This is a genomic window from Streptomyces sp. A5-4, from assembly GCF_051131715.1.
Lineage (GTDB): Bacteria > Actinomycetota > Actinomycetes > Streptomycetales > Streptomycetaceae > Streptomyces.
Window position 1 is genome coordinate 6,092,924 of the sequence record NZ_CP178591.1, and the last position, 15,833, is coordinate 6,108,756.

16 protein-coding genes are annotated in these 15,833 nt (G+C 67.7%); 15 read left to right on the forward strand and 1 reads right to left on the reverse strand.

The window, feature by feature from the left end; translation table 11 throughout:
• The first annotated feature begins 28 nt into the window (after positions 1-28).
• From prmC to ACLLJJ_RS28760, 15 genes are all read left to right on the forward strand, one after another.
• Positions 29-874, forward strand: a complete 846-nt coding sequence (prmC, locus tag ACLLJJ_RS28690) for a peptide chain release factor N(5)-glutamine methyltransferase (RefSeq protein WP_283517382.1) — start codon at positions 29-31, stop codon at positions 872-874.
• A 44-nt stretch (positions 875-918) separates the two neighbouring features.
• Complete coding sequence (locus ACLLJJ_RS28695) at positions 919-1,566, forward strand: L-threonylcarbamoyladenylate synthase (RefSeq protein ID WP_434596667.1); 648 nt, start codon at positions 919-921, stop codon at positions 1,564-1,566.
• Positions 1,563-2,210, forward strand: a complete 648-nt coding sequence (locus ACLLJJ_RS28700; protein WP_434596669.1) for a protein-tyrosine-phosphatase — start codon at positions 1,563-1,565, stop codon at positions 2,208-2,210. The genes ACLLJJ_RS28695 and ACLLJJ_RS28700 overlap by 4 nt, the downstream gene beginning before the upstream one ends.
• 120 nt (positions 2,211-2,330) lie before the next feature.
• Positions 2,331-3,590 carry a serine hydroxymethyltransferase gene (gene glyA, locus ACLLJJ_RS28705; RefSeq protein ID WP_434596671.1) on the forward strand — a complete coding sequence of 420 codons (1,260 nt, stop codon included), beginning with the start codon at positions 2,331-2,333 and terminating at the stop codon, positions 3,588-3,590.
• 105 nt (positions 3,591-3,695) lie between these two features.
• On the forward strand, positions 3,696-5,054 hold the full coding sequence (locus ACLLJJ_RS28710) for an MraY family glycosyltransferase (RefSeq protein WP_434596673.1): 1,359 nt from the start codon (positions 3,696-3,698) through the stop codon (positions 5,052-5,054).
• A 266-nt stretch (positions 5,055-5,320) separates the two neighbouring features.
• Positions 5,321-5,758 carry a hypothetical protein gene (locus ACLLJJ_RS28715; RefSeq protein ID WP_434596675.1) on the forward strand — a complete coding sequence of 146 codons (438 nt, stop codon included), beginning with the start codon at positions 5,321-5,323 and terminating at the stop codon, positions 5,756-5,758.
• 225 nt (positions 5,759-5,983) lie between these two features.
• Positions 5,984-6,796 carry a F0F1 ATP synthase subunit A gene (gene atpB / locus ACLLJJ_RS28720; RefSeq protein ID WP_434596677.1) on the forward strand — a complete coding sequence of 271 codons (813 nt, stop codon included), beginning with the start codon at positions 5,984-5,986 and terminating at the stop codon, positions 6,794-6,796.
• A gap of 77 nt (positions 6,797-6,873) precedes the next feature.
• A complete protein-coding gene (gene atpE / locus ACLLJJ_RS28725; protein WP_434596679.1) occupies positions 6,874-7,125 on the forward strand; it encodes an ATP synthase F0 subunit C in 252 nt (83 codons plus the stop codon).
• Between the two features lie 41 nt (positions 7,126-7,166).
• Positions 7,167-7,709, forward strand: coding sequence for a F0F1 ATP synthase subunit B (locus ACLLJJ_RS28730; RefSeq protein ID WP_434596681.1), 543 nt, complete (start codon positions 7,167-7,169; stop codon positions 7,707-7,709).
• Positions 7,710-7,711: 2 nt separating this feature from the next.
• Entirely contained in the window at positions 7,712-8,527 is an 816-nt protein-coding gene (locus ACLLJJ_RS28735; RefSeq protein ID WP_434600547.1) for a F0F1 ATP synthase subunit delta, read from the forward strand.
• Positions 8,528-8,672: 145 nt separating this feature from the next.
• On the forward strand, positions 8,673-10,268 hold the full coding sequence (gene atpA, locus ACLLJJ_RS28740; protein ID WP_434596683.1) for a F0F1 ATP synthase subunit alpha: 1,596 nt from the start codon (positions 8,673-8,675) through the stop codon (positions 10,266-10,268).
• Between the two features lie 20 nt (positions 10,269-10,288).
• Positions 10,289-11,230, forward strand: a complete 942-nt coding sequence (locus ACLLJJ_RS28745; RefSeq protein ID WP_434596685.1) for a F0F1 ATP synthase subunit gamma — start codon at positions 10,289-10,291, stop codon at positions 11,228-11,230.
• The gene (atpD, locus tag ACLLJJ_RS28750; protein ID WP_283517398.1) at positions 11,230-12,672 is read left to right on the forward strand and encodes a F0F1 ATP synthase subunit beta; all 1,443 of its coding nucleotides are present in this window, start codon (positions 11,230-11,232) and stop codon (positions 12,670-12,672) included. Before ACLLJJ_RS28745 ends, atpD begins: the two co-directional genes overlap by 1 nt.
• Positions 12,673-12,782: 110 nt before the next feature.
• Positions 12,783-13,157, forward strand: a complete 375-nt coding sequence (locus ACLLJJ_RS28755; protein WP_434596687.1) for a F0F1 ATP synthase subunit epsilon — start codon at positions 12,783-12,785, stop codon at positions 13,155-13,157.
• A gap of 125 nt (positions 13,158-13,282) precedes the next feature.
• The gene (locus ACLLJJ_RS28760) at positions 13,283-13,729 is read left to right on the forward strand and encodes a DUF2550 domain-containing protein (protein WP_434596689.1); all 447 of its coding nucleotides are present in this window, start codon (positions 13,283-13,285) and stop codon (positions 13,727-13,729) included.
• A 91-nt stretch (positions 13,730-13,820) separates the two neighbouring features.
• On the opposite strand, the gene ACLLJJ_RS28765 is transcribed toward ACLLJJ_RS28760, so the two are convergent.
• Positions 13,821-15,647 carry a glycosyl hydrolase family 18 protein gene (locus tag ACLLJJ_RS28765; protein ID WP_434596690.1) on the reverse strand — a complete coding sequence of 609 codons (1,827 nt, stop codon included), beginning with the start codon at positions 15,645-15,647 and terminating at the stop codon, positions 13,821-13,823.
• Between the last annotated feature and the right edge of the window lie 186 nt (positions 15,648-15,833).

The window sequence follows — 15,833 nt, forward strand, 5'->3', positions numbered from 1 at the left end:
CAAACCCCCTGCAAGCCGGAGGACCGCGATGAATCTGCTGCTCGCCGAGGTGGCCCAGGCCACCCAGCGGCTGGCCGACGCCGGCGTGCCCTCACCGCGCTTCGACGCGGAGGAACTCGCGGCGTACGTGCACGGCGTCAAGCGGGGGGAGCTGCACAACGTTCCCGACACCGACTTCGACGCCCGCTACTGGGAGACGGTCGCGCGCCGCGAGGCCCGCGAGCCGTTGCAGCACATCACCGGACGCGCCTTCTTCCGCTACCTGGAGCTCCAGGTGGGCCCCGGCGTCTTCGTGCCCCGCCCGGAGACCGAATCGGTCGTCGGCTGGGCCATAGACGCCGTCCGCGCGATGGACGTCGTCGAGCCGCTGATCGTCGACCTGTGCACCGGCTCCGGCGCCATCGCGCTCGCCATGGCCCAGGAGGTGCCGCGCTCGCGCGTGCACGGCGTCGAGCTGTCCGACGACGCCCTGAAGTGGACCCGTAAGAACGCCGAGGGGTCCAGGGTCACCGTCCACCAGGGCGACGCCAGGACGGCCCTGCCCGAGCTCGACGGCCAGGTCGACCTGGTGGTCTCCAACCCGCCGTACATCCCGCTCACCGAGTGGGAGTACGTCGCCCCCGAGGCCCGTGACCACGACCCGGAGATGGCCCTGTTCTCCGGCGAGGACGGCCTCGACCTGATCCGCTCCATCGAGCGCACCGCACACCGCCTGCTGAGGCCCGGCGGCGTCGTCGTCATCGAGCACGCCGACACCCAGGGCGGCCAGGTCCCGTGGATCTTCACCGAGGAGCGGGGCTGGGCCGACGCGGCCGACCACCCCGACCTGAACAACCGGCCCCGCTTCGCGACGGCCCGCAGGGCCATGCCGTGACCGCCGGCGACCCAGACCAGATCCCGTACGAGGAGGCCCGTTAAATGGCACGGCGATACGACTGCAACGACGCGACCGACCGCAAGACCGGTCTGCGCGAAGCCGCGGCGGCGGTCCGTCGTGGCGAGCTGGTCGTGCTGCCGACCGACACCGTCTACGGCATCGGGGCGGACGCCTTCAGCTCCGAGGCCGTCGGCGACCTCCTGGAGGCCAAGGGCCGTGGCCGGAACATGCCCACGCCCGTCCTCATCGGCTCCCCGAACACCCTGCACGGACTCGTCACGGACTTCTCCGAGCAGGCCTGGGAGCTCGTCGACGCCTTCTGGCCCGGCGCCCTGACCCTGGTCGCCCGCCACCAGCCGTCCCTCCAGTGGGACCTGGGCGAGACGCGCGGCACCGTCGCCGTCCGCATGCCGCTGCACCCCGTCGCCATCGAGCTGCTCACCGAGGTCGGCCCGATGGCCGTCTCCAGCGCCAACCTCACAGGCCACCCCGTCCCCGAGGATTGCGACGCGGCGCAGGAGATGCTCGGCGACGCCGTCTCCGTCTACCTCGACGGCGGCCTCACCCCCGGCATCGTCCCGTCGTCGATCGTCGACGTCTCGGGCAAGGTCCCGGTCCTGCTGCGGGCGGGCGCGCTCGACGCCGAGGAGCTGCGCAAGGTCGTACCCGACCTCGAGGTGGCCAATTGACCGCCCTTGACGGGCGTGGCATAGCCGAAGGCACCGCGAGCGACACCTTCCGTATCCTCCACGTCAGCACCGGCAACGTCTGCCGCTCACCGATCACCGAGCGGCTGACCCGCCATGCCCTCAGCGACCGCCTCGGCGCGCGCCTGGGCGACGGGCTCCTGGTGGAGAGCGCGGGCACCTGGGGACACGAGGGCGCCCCCATGGAGGCCAACGCGGCGGCCGTCCTCGCGGACTTCGGGGCGGACGCGACCGGCTTCATCGGCCGCGAGCTGCTCGACGAGCACGTCATCCGCGCCGACCTGGTCCTCACCGCCACCCGAGACCACCGCGCCCAGGTCATCTCCATGGGCCACTCCGCGGGCCTGCGCACCTTCACGCTCAAGGAGTTCACCCGGCTGGTACGGGCCATAGACCCCGCGACGCTGCCCGACCCGATCGAGGACGGCGTGGTCGCGCGTGCGCGCGCGCTGGTGCGCGCCGCCGCCGCGCTGCGCGGCTGGCTGCTCGCGCCCAACGTGGAGGCCGACGAGGTCTACGACCCGTACGGCGCCCCCATCACGTTCTTCCGCTCCATCGGCGACGAGATCAACACGGCGCTCGACCCGGTGGTCACCGCCATCACGGGGATTCCGGCCCACACCTGATACCGGCCGCCCCCCTGCAGTCATCACGTGCACCGGGCGGCGCGGGCGCTGTGGGCCTACATTGGTTTCGAAGCCCTGTTTCGATGCCCAGCGCCCCCTCAGCCAGGCCCGGAGCCCGACATGCCGGTCACCACCGCACCCGTCCAGCCGCCGCACACCGCCCACGGGCCCGGCTTCGACGCGCTGCGCCGCCAGGACCCGGCGATCGCCGATGTCATCCTCGGCGAACTGCGCCGCGAGGCCACCGGACTGCAGCTGATCGCCGCGGAGAACTTCACCTCGCCCGCCGTCCTCGCCGCCCTGGGCTCCCCTCTCGCCAACAAGTACGCGGAGGGCTATCCCGGCGCCCGCCACCACGGCGGCTGCGAGCTGGTCGACGTGGCCGAGCGCCTCGCCACCGACCGCGCCACCGGTCTCTTCGGCGCCGAGCACGCCAATGTGCAGCCGCACTCCGGCTCCTCCGCGGTCCTCGCCGCGTACGCCGCACTGCTGCGCCCCGGTGACACGGTGCTCGCCATGGGGCTCCCGTACGGGGGGCATCTGACGCACGGGTCCCCGGCGAACTTCTCCGGCCGCTGGTTCGAGTTCATCGGATACGGCGTCGACGCCGAATCCGGCCTGATCGACTACGAGCAGGTACGCCTCCTCGCGCACGCGCACAGCCCCAGGGCGATCGTGGTGGGCTCCATCGCCTACCCCCGCCACCCGGACTACCGGCGCTTCCGCGACATCGCCGACGAGGTGGGCGCGTATCTGATCGCCGACGCGGCGCACCCGATCGGCCTGGTCGCCGGGGGCGCGGCGCCGAGCCCGGTGCCGTACGCCGACGTCGTGTGCGCCACCACGCACAAGGTGCTGCGCGGCCCGCGCGGCGGCATGATCCTGTGCGGCCAGGAGCTCGCCGAGCGCATCGACCGGGCGGTTTTCCCCTTCACCCAGGGTGGCGCCCAGATGCACACGATCGCCGCGAAGGCCGTCGCCTTCGGCGAGGCCGCGGCGCCCGCCTTCACGACGTACGCCCATCAAGTGGTCGCCAACGCACGGGTGCTCGCCGACGCACTGGCCGCCGAGGGCCTCGTGATCACCACGGGTGGCACGGACACCCACCTCATCACCGCGGACACCACCCCGCTGGGCATCGAGGGCCGCACGGCCCGCGGCCGGCTCGCGGCGGCCGGACTGGTCCTCGACACCTGCGCCCTTCCGTACGGCGAAGAGCGCGGTATTCGGCTGGGCACGGCGGCCGTCACCACGCAGGGAATGGGGGAGGCCGAGATGGCGCGCATCGCGGTCCTCTTCTCGCAGGCGCTGCGGGAAGAGCGCGAAGTGCTCGCGGAAGTTCAGGAACTGGCCGGAAGATTTCCGCCATATCCGCAATAGTCCTACGTCGTGCAACCATCAGCGGGTAATCGAATGTCCTGGAGCATGTGGTCTCGAAGCTAGTGTGTGGGGCTGAGATGGCCGGCGATATCTGTGGGGCAGCCCGTGCGTGAATATCTGCTGACGCTTTGTGTCACGGCGGCAGTGACTTATCTGCTGACCGGGCCGGTGCGGAAGTTCGCCATCGCGATCGGCGCGATGCCGGAGATCCGTGCCCGTGACGTACACCGGGAACCGACACCGCGGCTCGGTGGCATCGCCATGTTCGGCGGTCTGTGCGCCGGTCTGCTGGTCGCCGACCACCTGCAGAACCTCAACAGTGTCTTCGAGTTGTCGAACGAGCCGCGTGCCCTGCTGTCGGGCGCCGCGGTGATCTGGCTCATCGGCGTCCTCGACGACAAGTTCGAGCTGGACGCGCTGATCAAGCTGGGCGGTCAGTTCATCGCCGCGGGTGTGATGGTCGCGCAGGGCCTGACGATCCTGTGGCTGCCGATCCCCGGCGTCGGCCCGGTCTCGGTGACCGCGTGGCAGGGCAATCTGCTGACCGTCGCGCTGGTGCTCATCACCATCAACGCGGTCAACTTCGTGGACGGCCTGGACGGCCTGGCGGCAGGCATGGTCTGCATCGCCTCCGCGGCGTTCTTCATGTACGCCTACCGGATCTGGTACGGGTACGGCATCGAGGAGGCGGCGCCGGCCACCCTCTTCGCCGCGATCCTGATGGGCATGTGTCTGGGCTTCCTGCCACACAACATGCATCCGGCGAGAATCTTCATGGGCGACTCCGGGTCGATGCTCATCGGCCTGGTCCTGGCTGCGGGTGCGATCTCGGTCACCGGCCAGGTCGACCCGGACGCGCTCAAGCTGTTCACGGGCGGTACGCGCGAGGCCACGCACGCGATGCTGCCGGTCTTCATCCCGCTGCTGCTGCCGCTGACGATCACCGCCATCCCGATCGCGGACCTGCTCCTCGCGGTCGTCCGGCGTACCTGGCAGGGCCAGTCGCCGTTCGCCGCGGACCGGGGGCACCTGCATCACCGGCTGCTGGAGATCGGCCACTCGCACAGCAGGGCGGTGCTGATCATGTACTTCTGGTCGGCCCTGATCGCCTTCGGCGCCGTCGCCTACTCGGTGCACTCGGCGAGCATGTGGATCGTGCTCGCCATCGTCGGGCTGAGCGCGGGCGGCCTGGTGCTGCTGCTCCTGCCGCGGTTCACGCCGCGTGCCCCGCGCTGGGCGGAGGCGTTTTTGCCGCCCCGCTACCGGAGGCGGCGCACGGCGCTCGCGACGGCGTCCTCCGACGCGTCCTCGCCGCAGAGCGCCCAGGAGGCCGAGGAGCTCACGGATTCCGGTGAAGAGGCGCAAGCCGAGGGGCCGCCGGTGCCGGCGGGCGTCAACGGGGCGACCGCGATCGGGCACCGATCTCGGCTCCCTCACCGGCCGGGAACCAAGACACCACGTTGACGATTTGCCGCACCAAGTGCCAATACCAGACAAAGAGTCGGCTTGTCCCGCACACAAGGGCAGGGTCACTCTCATGTGTGACAGGCAGCACACTTTCTTGGTAAAGACCTCATCAAATAGTTTGTGATACCGTTCACGAGACCCGGAGACAGAGCCGAAAGACCGTAGTGCGACGGTCTATTGGCCAGAGGTGAGACCTCGGCCCGGGCCTACGCTCGTCCATGACGACACCTACCTGCCCCCCATGAGTAAGCGGAGCTGCCGCCATGCCGTCCAACGACGCCCGGACTCTCCTCCAAGCCGCCGTACCCGCCACTGTCGCCGGCGCGGTCGCCGTAGCCATCAGTGCCGTGGTCGCCGGTGGCAAGGGAGCGCTCGGCGCGTTCATCGGCACCCTGGTGGCAGTCCTGTTCATGGGAATCGGGCTGGTCGCTCTTCAGCGAACGGCGAAGTCGTATCCGCAACTGTTTCAGGCCATGGGGCTCTTGCTCTACACGGTCCAACTGCTGCTGATCTTCGTTCTCATGGCGGCGTTGCAGGACACCACTTTCTTTAATCCCAAGGCCTTCGGCATTTCGCTGGTCGCCACGACGGTTGTGTGGATCGCGGCTCAGGCTCGCGGCTATATGAAGGCCAAGATCCTGTACGTCGAACCGGGCTCCTCCGCCGCCCCGCGGGGCGAGAAGTCGGAGTCCTCGTCGTGAAGGGTAGGGCCGGGATAAGTAGTCGTTCGAGACCCTGCTATCGTCCGGTGCCAACTGCGGCACTGCGGGCGCGGGCATCCGAGCTGACGCCTGTTCCATCGCGAGGCTCCATGTCTGAGAGCCGCCCCCACATCCGTTACACCAGTCCAGTGCCGAACCGCGGCTCCTCGCCGCGCCGACACAACGAGGTTGCCGTACCTATGCGCCACGCTGAAGGAGTCCGCGGTGAGTGCTGACCCACAGATGCTCGCCTTCGACCCGAACTGCCATATCTTCTCCGGCTGTGCGTTCCCCGCTCCGGGGCTTCATACGTTCATGTATGAGCCGATCGCAACGGTCGCCGGTTTCGACTTCACGAAGCCGATGCTGCTCGCCTTCCTCGGCACCGTCGTGATTGTCGGATTCTTCTGGGCGGCCTTCAACAAGCCGAAGCTGGTGCCGGGCAAGATCCAGATGATCGGTGAGGCCGGCTACGACTTCGTCCGCCGTGGGATCGTCTACGAGATCATCGGTAAGAAGGACGGTGAGAAGTACGTCCCTTTGATGGTGTCGCTCTTCTTCTTCGTCTGGATTCTGAACGTCTGGTCGATCATTCCGCTCGCCCAGTTCCCGGTGACTTCGCTGATCGCCTTCCCGGCGGCCCTGGCGCTGATCGTGTACGTCCTGTGGGTCAGCCTGACCTTCAAGAAGCACGGCTTCGTCGGCGGCTGGAAGAACATCACCGGCTACGACAAGTCGCTCGGCTGGGTCATGCCGCTCGTCGTGGTGATCGAGTTCTTCTCGAACCTGCTGATCCGGCCCTTCACCCACGCAGTCCGGCTGTTCGCGAACATGTTCGCCGGGCACCTGCTGATCGTGATGTTCTCGCTGGCCACGTGGTACCTGATGAACGGGCTCGGCTTTGTCTACGCCGGCGCCTCGTTCGTGATGGTCATCACCATGACCCTCTTTGAGCTCTTCATCCAGGCCGTCCAGGCGTACGTCTTCGTGCTCCTGGCCTCCAGCTACATCCAGGGCGCGCTCGCCAAGAGTCACTGAGCCAGCCCCGCCCATCAGAACCAACAGACGTCGGTGGCCAACCCCCACCGGTCCGTGAAAGAGAAGGAAGTAACGGCATGTCCGCTGCTCTCGAAATGGTCAACATCGCCGCCAAGGACACTGTCTCTGGCAACGTCTCGGCAATCGGCTACGGCCTCGCCGCGATCGGCCCCGGCGTCGGCGTCGGCATCATCTTCGGTAACGGCACCCAGGCCCTCGCCCGTCAGCCCGAAGCGGCCGGCCTGATCCGTACCAACCAGATCATGGGTTTCGCCTTCTGTGAGGCGCTCGCCCTCATCGGCATCGTCATGGGCTTCGTCTACAAGTAAGCCGGACCGACGGCCCAACCCCTTTCACGGAAGGCACTGATGTGAACGCTCTTAGGCTTGCTGCGGAGGAGCCTCAGAACCCCCTCCTCCCGCATCTCGACGAGCTTGTCATCGGCCTGATCGCCTTCGTCATCGTCTTCGGATTCCTCGCGAAGAAGCTCCTCCCGAACATCAACAAGGTTCTGGACGAGCGTCGTGAGGCGATCGAGGGCGGCATCGAGAAGGCCGATGCGGCCAAGATCGAAGCCGAAAGCGTGCTTGAGCAGTACAAGGCTCAGCTCGCCGAGGCCCGCCACGAGGCCGCCCGCATGCGCCAGGAAGCACTGGAGCAGGGCACTGCGCTGAAGGAAGAACTCCGCGCAGAGGGCCAGCGCCAGCGCGATGAGATCGTCGCCGCCGGCCACACGCAGATCGAAGCCGATCGCAAGCAGGCCGCGCACTCGCTGCGTCAGGACGTGGGCAAGCTCGCCACCGACCTGGCCGGCAAGCTCGTCGGCGAGTCCCTTGAGGACAACGCCCGGCAGAGCCGCACCATCGACCGTTTCCTCGGCGAGCTCGAGGAGAAGGCCGAGGCGGCCCGATGACGATGCACGGAGCGAGCCGCGAGGCACTGGCGACCGCACGGACGAGTCTCGACGCGCTGACCGACAACACGTCGGCCGACGCGGCGAAGCTCGCCGACGAGCTGGCAGCCGTAACCGCGCTGCTCCACCGCGAGGTGTCGCTGCGACGGGTCCTCACCGACCCGGCGCAGGCAGGCGAGGCCAAGGCCCAGCTTGCCGCGCGACTGCTGAGCGGGCAGGTGGGCGGCGAGACTGCCGACCTGGTCTCCGGCATGGTCCGGTCCCGCTGGTCGCAGTCGCGTGACCTGGTCGACGCGATCGAGGAGCTGGCGGCCACCGCCGACCTCACCGCGGCGCAGCAGGCCCGCGCGCTCGACGAAGTGGAGGACGAGGTGTTCCGGTTCGGCCGGATCGTCTCTTCCAACACCGGCCTGCGGTCCGCGCTGACCGACAAGTCGGCTTCGGTGTCCGCCAAGAGTGAGCTGCTGCGCAGCCTGCTCGGCGGCAAGGCCAACCCGGTCACCGAGCGCCTTGTGGTCCGTCTCGTGGCTCAGCCGCGTGGACGTAGCCTGGAAGCGGGAATCGAATCCCTCTCCAAGCTCGCCGCGGCGCGCCGGGACCGCATGGTCGCCGTCGTCACCTCGGCGGTACCGCTCACCGACCAGCAGAAGCAGCGCCTCGGCGGTGCACTGGCGAAGCTTTACGGCCGCCAGATGCACCTGAACCTCGAAGTGGACCCCACGGTCCTCGGCGGGATCCAGGTACAGGTCGGCGACGAGGTCATCAACGGCACCATCGCGGACCGCCTCGAAGAGGCGACCCGTCGCATGGCCGGCTGACCAGCCACCAACTGAACAGCACGCAATACCCGTAGTAGTACCAGCGGCCCGGTTGGGCCGTGCAGAGATTGCAGAAGATTCCTGGGGGTCGGCCCCCAGACCCCTTTAGAACCTTCGGGCCCAACAAGGAGAGCAGGGAACCCAGATGGCGGAGCTCACGATCCGGCCGGATGAGATCCGGGACGCACTGGAGAACTTTGTCCAGTCGTACAAGCCGGACGCGGCCTCGCGCGAGGAGGTCGGCACGGTCAGCGCTGCCGGCGACGGCATCGCCAAGATCGAGGGTCTTCCCTCGGCCATGGCGAACGAGCTGCTGAAGTTCGAGGACGGCACCCTCGGTCTCGCCCTCAACCTTGAGGAGCGGGAGATCGGTGCGGTCGTCCTCGGCGAGTTCAGCGGTATCGAGGAGGGCCAGCCGGTGCAGCGCACCGGTGAGGTGCTCTCCGTCGGCGTCGGCGAGGGTTACCTCGGCCGCGTTGTCGACCCGCTCGGCAACCCGATCGACGGCCTCGGCGACATCGCGACCGAAAGCCGCCGCGCACTCGAGCTGCAGGCGCCTGGCGTCATGGTCCGCAAGTCGGTGCACGAGCCGATGCAGACCGGCTACAAGGCCGTCGACGCGATGGTGCCGATCGGCCGAGGCCAGCGTCAGCTGATCATCGGTGACCGTCAGACCGGCAAGACCGCTCTGGCGATCGACACGATCATCAACCAGCGCGACAACTGGCGCACCGGCGACGTGAACAAGCAGGTTCGCTGCATCTACGTCGCCATCGGTCAGAAGGGCTCCACCATCGCGTCCGTACGCGGTGCGCTGGAGGAGGCGGGCGCGCTCGAGTACACGACGATCGTCGCCGCCCCGGCTTCCGACCCGGCCGGCTTCAAGTACCTCGCCCCGTACACCGGTTCGGCCATCGGCCAGCACTGGATGTACGCAGGCAAGCACGTCCTGATCATTTTCGACGACCTGTCGAAGCAGGCCGACGCCTACCGCGCCGTGTCGCTTCTGCTGCGCCGTCCGCCGGGCCGCGAGGCCTACCCGGGCGACGTCTTCTACTTGCACTCGCGTCTCCTTGAGCGCTGCGCGAAGCTCTCCGACGAGATGGGCGCCGGTTCGATGACCGGTCTGCCGATCGTCGAGACCAAGGCGAACGACGTGTCGGCGTTCATTCCGACCAACGTCATCTCCATCACCGACGGTCAGTGCTTCCTGGAGTCCGACCTGTTCAACGCGGGCCAGCGCCCGGCGCTGAACGTCGGTATCTCGGTCTCGCGTGTCGGTGGCTCCGCCCAGCACAAGGCGATGCGCCAGGTTTCCGGTCGCCTTCGTGTGGACCTCGCCCAGTACCGCGAGCTGGAGGCGTTCGCCGCCTTCGGTTCCGACCTGGACGCGGCCTCCAAGGCTTCGCTGGAGCGCGGCAAGCGCCTGGTCGAGCTGCTCAAGCAGCCGCAGTACGCACCGTTCCCGGTCGAGGAGCAGGTCGTCTCCGTCTGGGCCGGCACCACCGGCAAGCTGGACGACGTACCGGTCGAGGACATCCGTCGCTTCGAGTCCGAGCTGCTGGAGCACCTGCGCCGCGAGCGCAAGGAGCTCCTCACCTCGATCGCCGAGGGCGCGAAGATGTCCGACGACACGCTGCAGTCCATCGGCGACGCGATCAAGGCGTTCAAGCAGCAGTTCGAGACCTCGGACGGCAAGCTCCTCGGCGAGGACGCGCCGGCCGTCAACGTCTCCAAGTGACGACGGAAGGGACCTGACTCATGGGAGCGCAGCTCCGGGTCTACAAGCGTCGCATCCGATCCGTCACCGCGACCAAGAAGATCACCAAGGCGATGGAGATGATCGCCGCCTCGCGCATCGTCAAGGCGCAGCGCAAGGTGACGGCATCGATGCCGTACGCGAACGAGCTCAACCGCGCGGTGACCGCGGTGGCGACCGGCTCGACCACGAAGCACGCCCTGACCACCGAGGTCGAGGCGCCGACCCGCGCCGCGGTTCTGCTCATCACGAGCGACCGCGGTCTGGCCGGCGGCTACTCCTCCAACGCCATCAAGGCGGCGGAGCGGCTCAGGGAGCGGCTCCGTGTCGAGGGCAAGGAAGTCGACTCGTACATCGTCGGCCGCAAGGGTGTCGCCTACTACGGCTTCCGCGAGCGCAAGGTCGCGGAAACGTGGACCGGCTTCACCGACAGCCCCACTTACGGGGATGCCAAGAATGTGGCCGCACCGCTGATCGAGGCCATCCAGACGGATACCTCCGAGGGTGGTGTCGACGAGCTGCACATCGTCTTCACGGAATTCGTGTCGATGATGACGCAGAACCCGATCGACAACCGGATGCTGCCGCTTTCGCTCGACGCAGTGACATCAGCGGCTTCCGCCACGGGCGCGGAGGAGAGCAGCACGAAGGGCGAGATCCTTCCGCTGTTCGACTTCGAGCCGTCGGCCGAGGACGTCCTCGACGCTCTTCTGCCGCGCTACGTCGAGAGCCGTATCTACAACGCACTGCTGCAGGCAGCCGCTTCCGAGCACGCCGCCCGTCGTCGTGCGATGAAGTCGGCGACAGACAACGCCGGGGATCTCATCAAGAGCCTCTCCCGGCTGGCCAACGCGGCCCGCCAGGCCGAAATCACCCAGGAAATCAGCGAGATCGTCGGTGGCGCCAGCGCTCTGGCCGACGCGACCGCGGGGAGTGAAAAGTAATGACGACCACTGTTGAGACGGCCACGGCCACGGGCCGCGTCGCGCGGATCATCGGCCCGGTCGTCGACGTGGAATTCCCCGTCGACGCGATGCCCGAGATCTACAACGCACTGCACGTCGAGGTCGACGACCCTGCCGAGGACGGCGCGCGCAAGCTGCTGACCCTCGAAGTCGCCCAGCACCTGGGTGACGGCGTGGTCCGTGCGATCTCGATGCAGCCCACCGACGGTCTGGTCCGCCAGGCCGCGGTGACCAACACGGGCGCGGGCATCACCGTTCCCGTGGGTGACATCACCAAGGGCAAGGTCTTCAACACCCTTGGCCAGATCCTGAACGACCCGGACGCCGAGGCTCAGATCACTGAGCGCTGGCCGATCCACCGCAAGGCCCCGGCCTTCGACCAGCTCGAGTCCAAGACCGAGATGTTCGAGACCGGCCTGAAGTGTGTCGACCTGCTGACCCCGTACGTCAAGGGCGGCAAGATCGGTCTGTTCGGTGGTGCGGGCGTCGGCAAGACCGTCCTCATCCAGGAAATGATCATGCGTGTGGCGAAGCTGCACGACGGTGTTTCCGTGTTCGCCGGTGTCGGCGAGCGCACCCGTGAGGGCAACGACCTCATCGACGAGATGACCGAGTCGGGCGTCCTGGACAAGACCGCACTGGTCTTCGGCCAGATGGACGAGCCGCCGGGCACCCGTCTTCGGGTCGCGCTCTCTGCCCTGACCATGGCGGAGTACTTCCGCGATGTGCAGAAGCAGGACGTGCTGCTCTTCATCGACAACATCTTCCGTTTCACCCAGGCCGGCTCCGAGGTCTCCACGCTGCTCGGCCGTATGCCGTCCGCAGTGGGTTACCAGCCGACCCTGGCCGACGAGATGGGTGTGCTCCAGGAGCGCATCACCTCGACGCGTGGCCACTCGATCACCTCGATGCAGGCGATCTACGTCCCCGCGGACGACCTGACCGACCCGGCTCCGGCGACCACCTTCGCGCACCTCGACGCGACGACGGTGCTCTCCCGGCCGATCTCGGAGAAGGGCATCTACCCGGCGATCGACCCGCTGGACTCGACGTCCCGCATCCTGGACCCGCGCTACATCACGCAGGACCACTACGACACCGCCATGCGGGTCAAGGGAATCCTGCAGAAGTACAAGGACCTCCAGGACATCATCGCGATTCTCGGCATCGACGAGCTGGGCGAAGAGGACAAGCTCGTTGTCCACCGCGCCCGTCGCGTCGAGCGTTTCCTGTCGCAGAACACCCACGCCGCCAAGCAGTTCACCGGCCTGGACGGTTCGGACGTACCGCTCGACGAGTCGATCGGCGCGTTCAACGCGATCTGTGACGGCGATTACGACCACTTCCCGGAGCAGTCGTTCTTCATGTGTGGTGGCATTGAGGACCTCAAGGCCAACGCCAAGGAGCTCGGCGTCTCCTGAGTCCCCGGACTCAAGGGAGAGGGGTGGGTACGTCCCACCCCTCTCCGCACGCCCCCTAGAATTGACCCAACACCCGGCCGAACCGCCGGGTGGTGACCCGAGGAGCCACCTTGGCTGCTGAGCTGCACGTCGAGCTGGTCGCGGCGGACCGTAACGTCTGGTCCGGCGAGGCCACCCTGGTTGTCGCGCGCACCACGTCCGGCGACATCGGCGTCATGCCCGGTCACCAGCCGCTTCTCGGTGTGCTGGAATCGGGCCCGGTGACGATCCGTACGAGCGAGGGCGGCACCGTCGTCGCCGCCGTCCATGGCGGTTTCATCTCGTTCGCGGACAACAAGCTCTCGCTGCTCGCCGAGATCGCGGAGCTTGCGGACGAGATCGATGCCCAGCGCGCCGAGCGTGCGCTGGAGCGTGCCCAATCGGACGACGACGCCGCTGCCGAGCGGCGCGCCGATGTCCGACTGCGCGCGGTGGCGGGGCACTGAGTCCCGCGCCGAGAGATTTGCCCTCAGCCGCGGCCCGTACTGGATAATCCAGACCGGGTCGCGGCTGAGGCGATGTAACCCAAGTTCTGATTCTGTTACCGGATGAGGCGAGGAGGTCGGTGGAGATGTTCCTCGCCCTGCTTGTGAGCGGCCTGATCGTCGCACTGGTGTTGGTGGGGCTCTTCGTTTTCGGTCTGCGCAGGCGGCTGATCCAGCGCTCGGGCGGCACCTTCGACTGCAGCCTGCGCTGGGACACCACCGAGGAGACCGATCTCTCGGGCAAGGGCTGGGTGTACGGCGTCGCTCGCTACAGCGGCGACCGGATCCACTGGTTCCGCGTTTTCTCGTACTCTCCGCGCCCGCGCCGCGCTCTTGAGCGTTCGTCCATCGAGGTGCTCTCGCGCCGCTCTCCGGAGGGCGAGGAGGAGCTGGCGCTGCTGTCCGACGCTTTCATCCTCGGCTGTTCGCACCGCGGTACGCGACTTGAGCTGGCGATGAGCGAGGATGCTCTGACCGGCTTCCTCGCCTGGCTGGAGGCCGCGCCTCCCGGCCAGCGCGTCAACGTCGCGTAGTCCCGTACGGCCACCACGCACAGCGAAACCGGGGAGACAGTCACTCGTCTCCCCGGCTTTTTCATGCTGTGTGGCTACTGCGCTGTGGTGACTACTTCAGACCGCTGTCGATCGCGGTCACCAATTCGCCGTTGCTGGTGTCACCGCTGAACTCCCAGAAGAAGGCGCCTCCCAGGCCCTGGTTCTTCGCCCAGCTCATCTTGGCGCCGATGGTGGCCGGGGTGTCGTAGCTCCACCACTCGCTGCCGCAGTGCGCGTACGCGGTGCCCGCGATGGTGCCGTTGGCGGGGCACTTGGCCTTGAGGAGCTTGTAGTCCTCGATGCCCGTCTCGTACTTGCCCGGCGCGGCGCCGGTCGCCGTGCCACCCGGCTCCTTCTGCGTCACTCCGGTCCAGCCGCGTCCGTAGAAGCCGATGCCGAGCAGCAGCTTCTTGGCGGGCACGCCCTGTGCCTTGAGCTTGGCGATCGCGTCGGCGGAGTTGAAGCCCGCCTGCGGGATGCCGGCGTACGACGTCAGCGGGGAGTGCGGGGCCGTCGGGCCCTTCGCGGCCCAGGCGCCGAAGAAGTCGTACGTCATCACGTTGTACCAGTCGGAGTACGCGGCGGCACCGGCGTAGTCGGTGGCGTCGATCTTGCCACCGGCCGAGCCGTCGGCGGTGATGGCCGCGGTGACCAGGTTGTTGGTACCGAACTTGCCGCGCATCGCCTGCATCATGTTCTTGAAGACGGCGGGGCCGCTGGTGTCACAGGACAGACCGCAGGCGTTGGGGTACTCCCAGTCCATGTCGATGCCGTCGAAGACATCGGCCCAGCGCGGGTCCTCCACCAGCTTGTAGCAGGAGTCGGCGAACGCCGCCGGGTTCTTCATGGCCTCGGTGAAGCCGCCGGACCAGGTCCAGCCGCCGAAGGACCACAGCACCTTGATGTTCGGGTGCTTCGCCTTGAGCTTGCGCAGCTGGTTGAAGTTGCCGCGCAGCGGCTGGTCCCAGGTGTCGGCCTTGCCGTCGACGCTCTGGTCGGCGGTGTACGCCTTGTCGGTCGCAGCGAAAGCGTCACCCATCGTGCACTTGCCGCCCACGACGTTGCCGAACGAGTAGTTGATGTGGGTGATCTTCCCCGCGGAGCCCGACGTGTCCATGTTCTTCACGTGGTAGTTGCGGTCGTAGACGCCCCACTCGGTGAAGTAACCGAGCTTGACCTGGCTGCCCGGACCGGGGCCCGGGTCGGTGCCGCCGCCGGTGGTCCGTACGGCGCGGGCGCCGCTGACCGGACCGGTCTGGTCGGCGGTGTCACGGGCCTGGACCGTGTACGAGTAGTCGGTGCCCGCGGAGAGCGCGTTGTCCGTGTACGCAGGCGTGGTGACCGTCGCGATCTTGGCACCGTCCCGCAGGACGTCGTAGTTCTTGACGCCCTTGTCGTCGGTGGCCGCGGTCCAGGCGAGCGTCACCGATGTGTTGGTGATGGTGCTCGCGGACGGGATGCCGGGTGCGGTCGGCGGGGTGTCGCCGGGCACCGAACCGCCGTCGCAGGAAGCGCTGTTGAGCTTGCAGCCGCTGGGGGAGCCGGTGCCCTTGCCGTTGAAGCCGAAGGTCGCGGTGGCGCCGGGGGCGAGATTGCCGCCCCAGCTCTTGTTCTTGGCGGTCCAGTGGTTGCCCGCGTTGGTGACATCGGCGTCCCAGGCGGACGTCACGGACGTGCCCGTGGGGAAGTCCCATTCGACGGCCCAGGAGCTGATGCTGGTGGTGCCGGTGTTCTTCACCGTCCACTTGCCCTCGAAGCCGGTGCCCCAGTCGGAGACCTTCGTGTACGAGGCGGTCGCCGACTCGGCGGCCTCGGCGGGGGAGGCCAGGGCGACCATGGCGGCGAGCGGGACGAGCAGCGCGGTGAGCCCGGCTGTCGCTCTTGATTTCAGACGCATGCGTTGGAGGGGGGATGCAGTACTCAAGGGTGCTCCCGTGAGAGAGGTCCAACAATGACGGAGGTGGGACCTGCGCCGCCGGTGAGCACTTTTTTGTCATGACAGGCTCACCACTGCGGTGCGGTGAGCGTAAGAAGGTCTGTACCAATCGTCAAGAGGTCTGGACCAGCTGAGTTTATCGGCCGT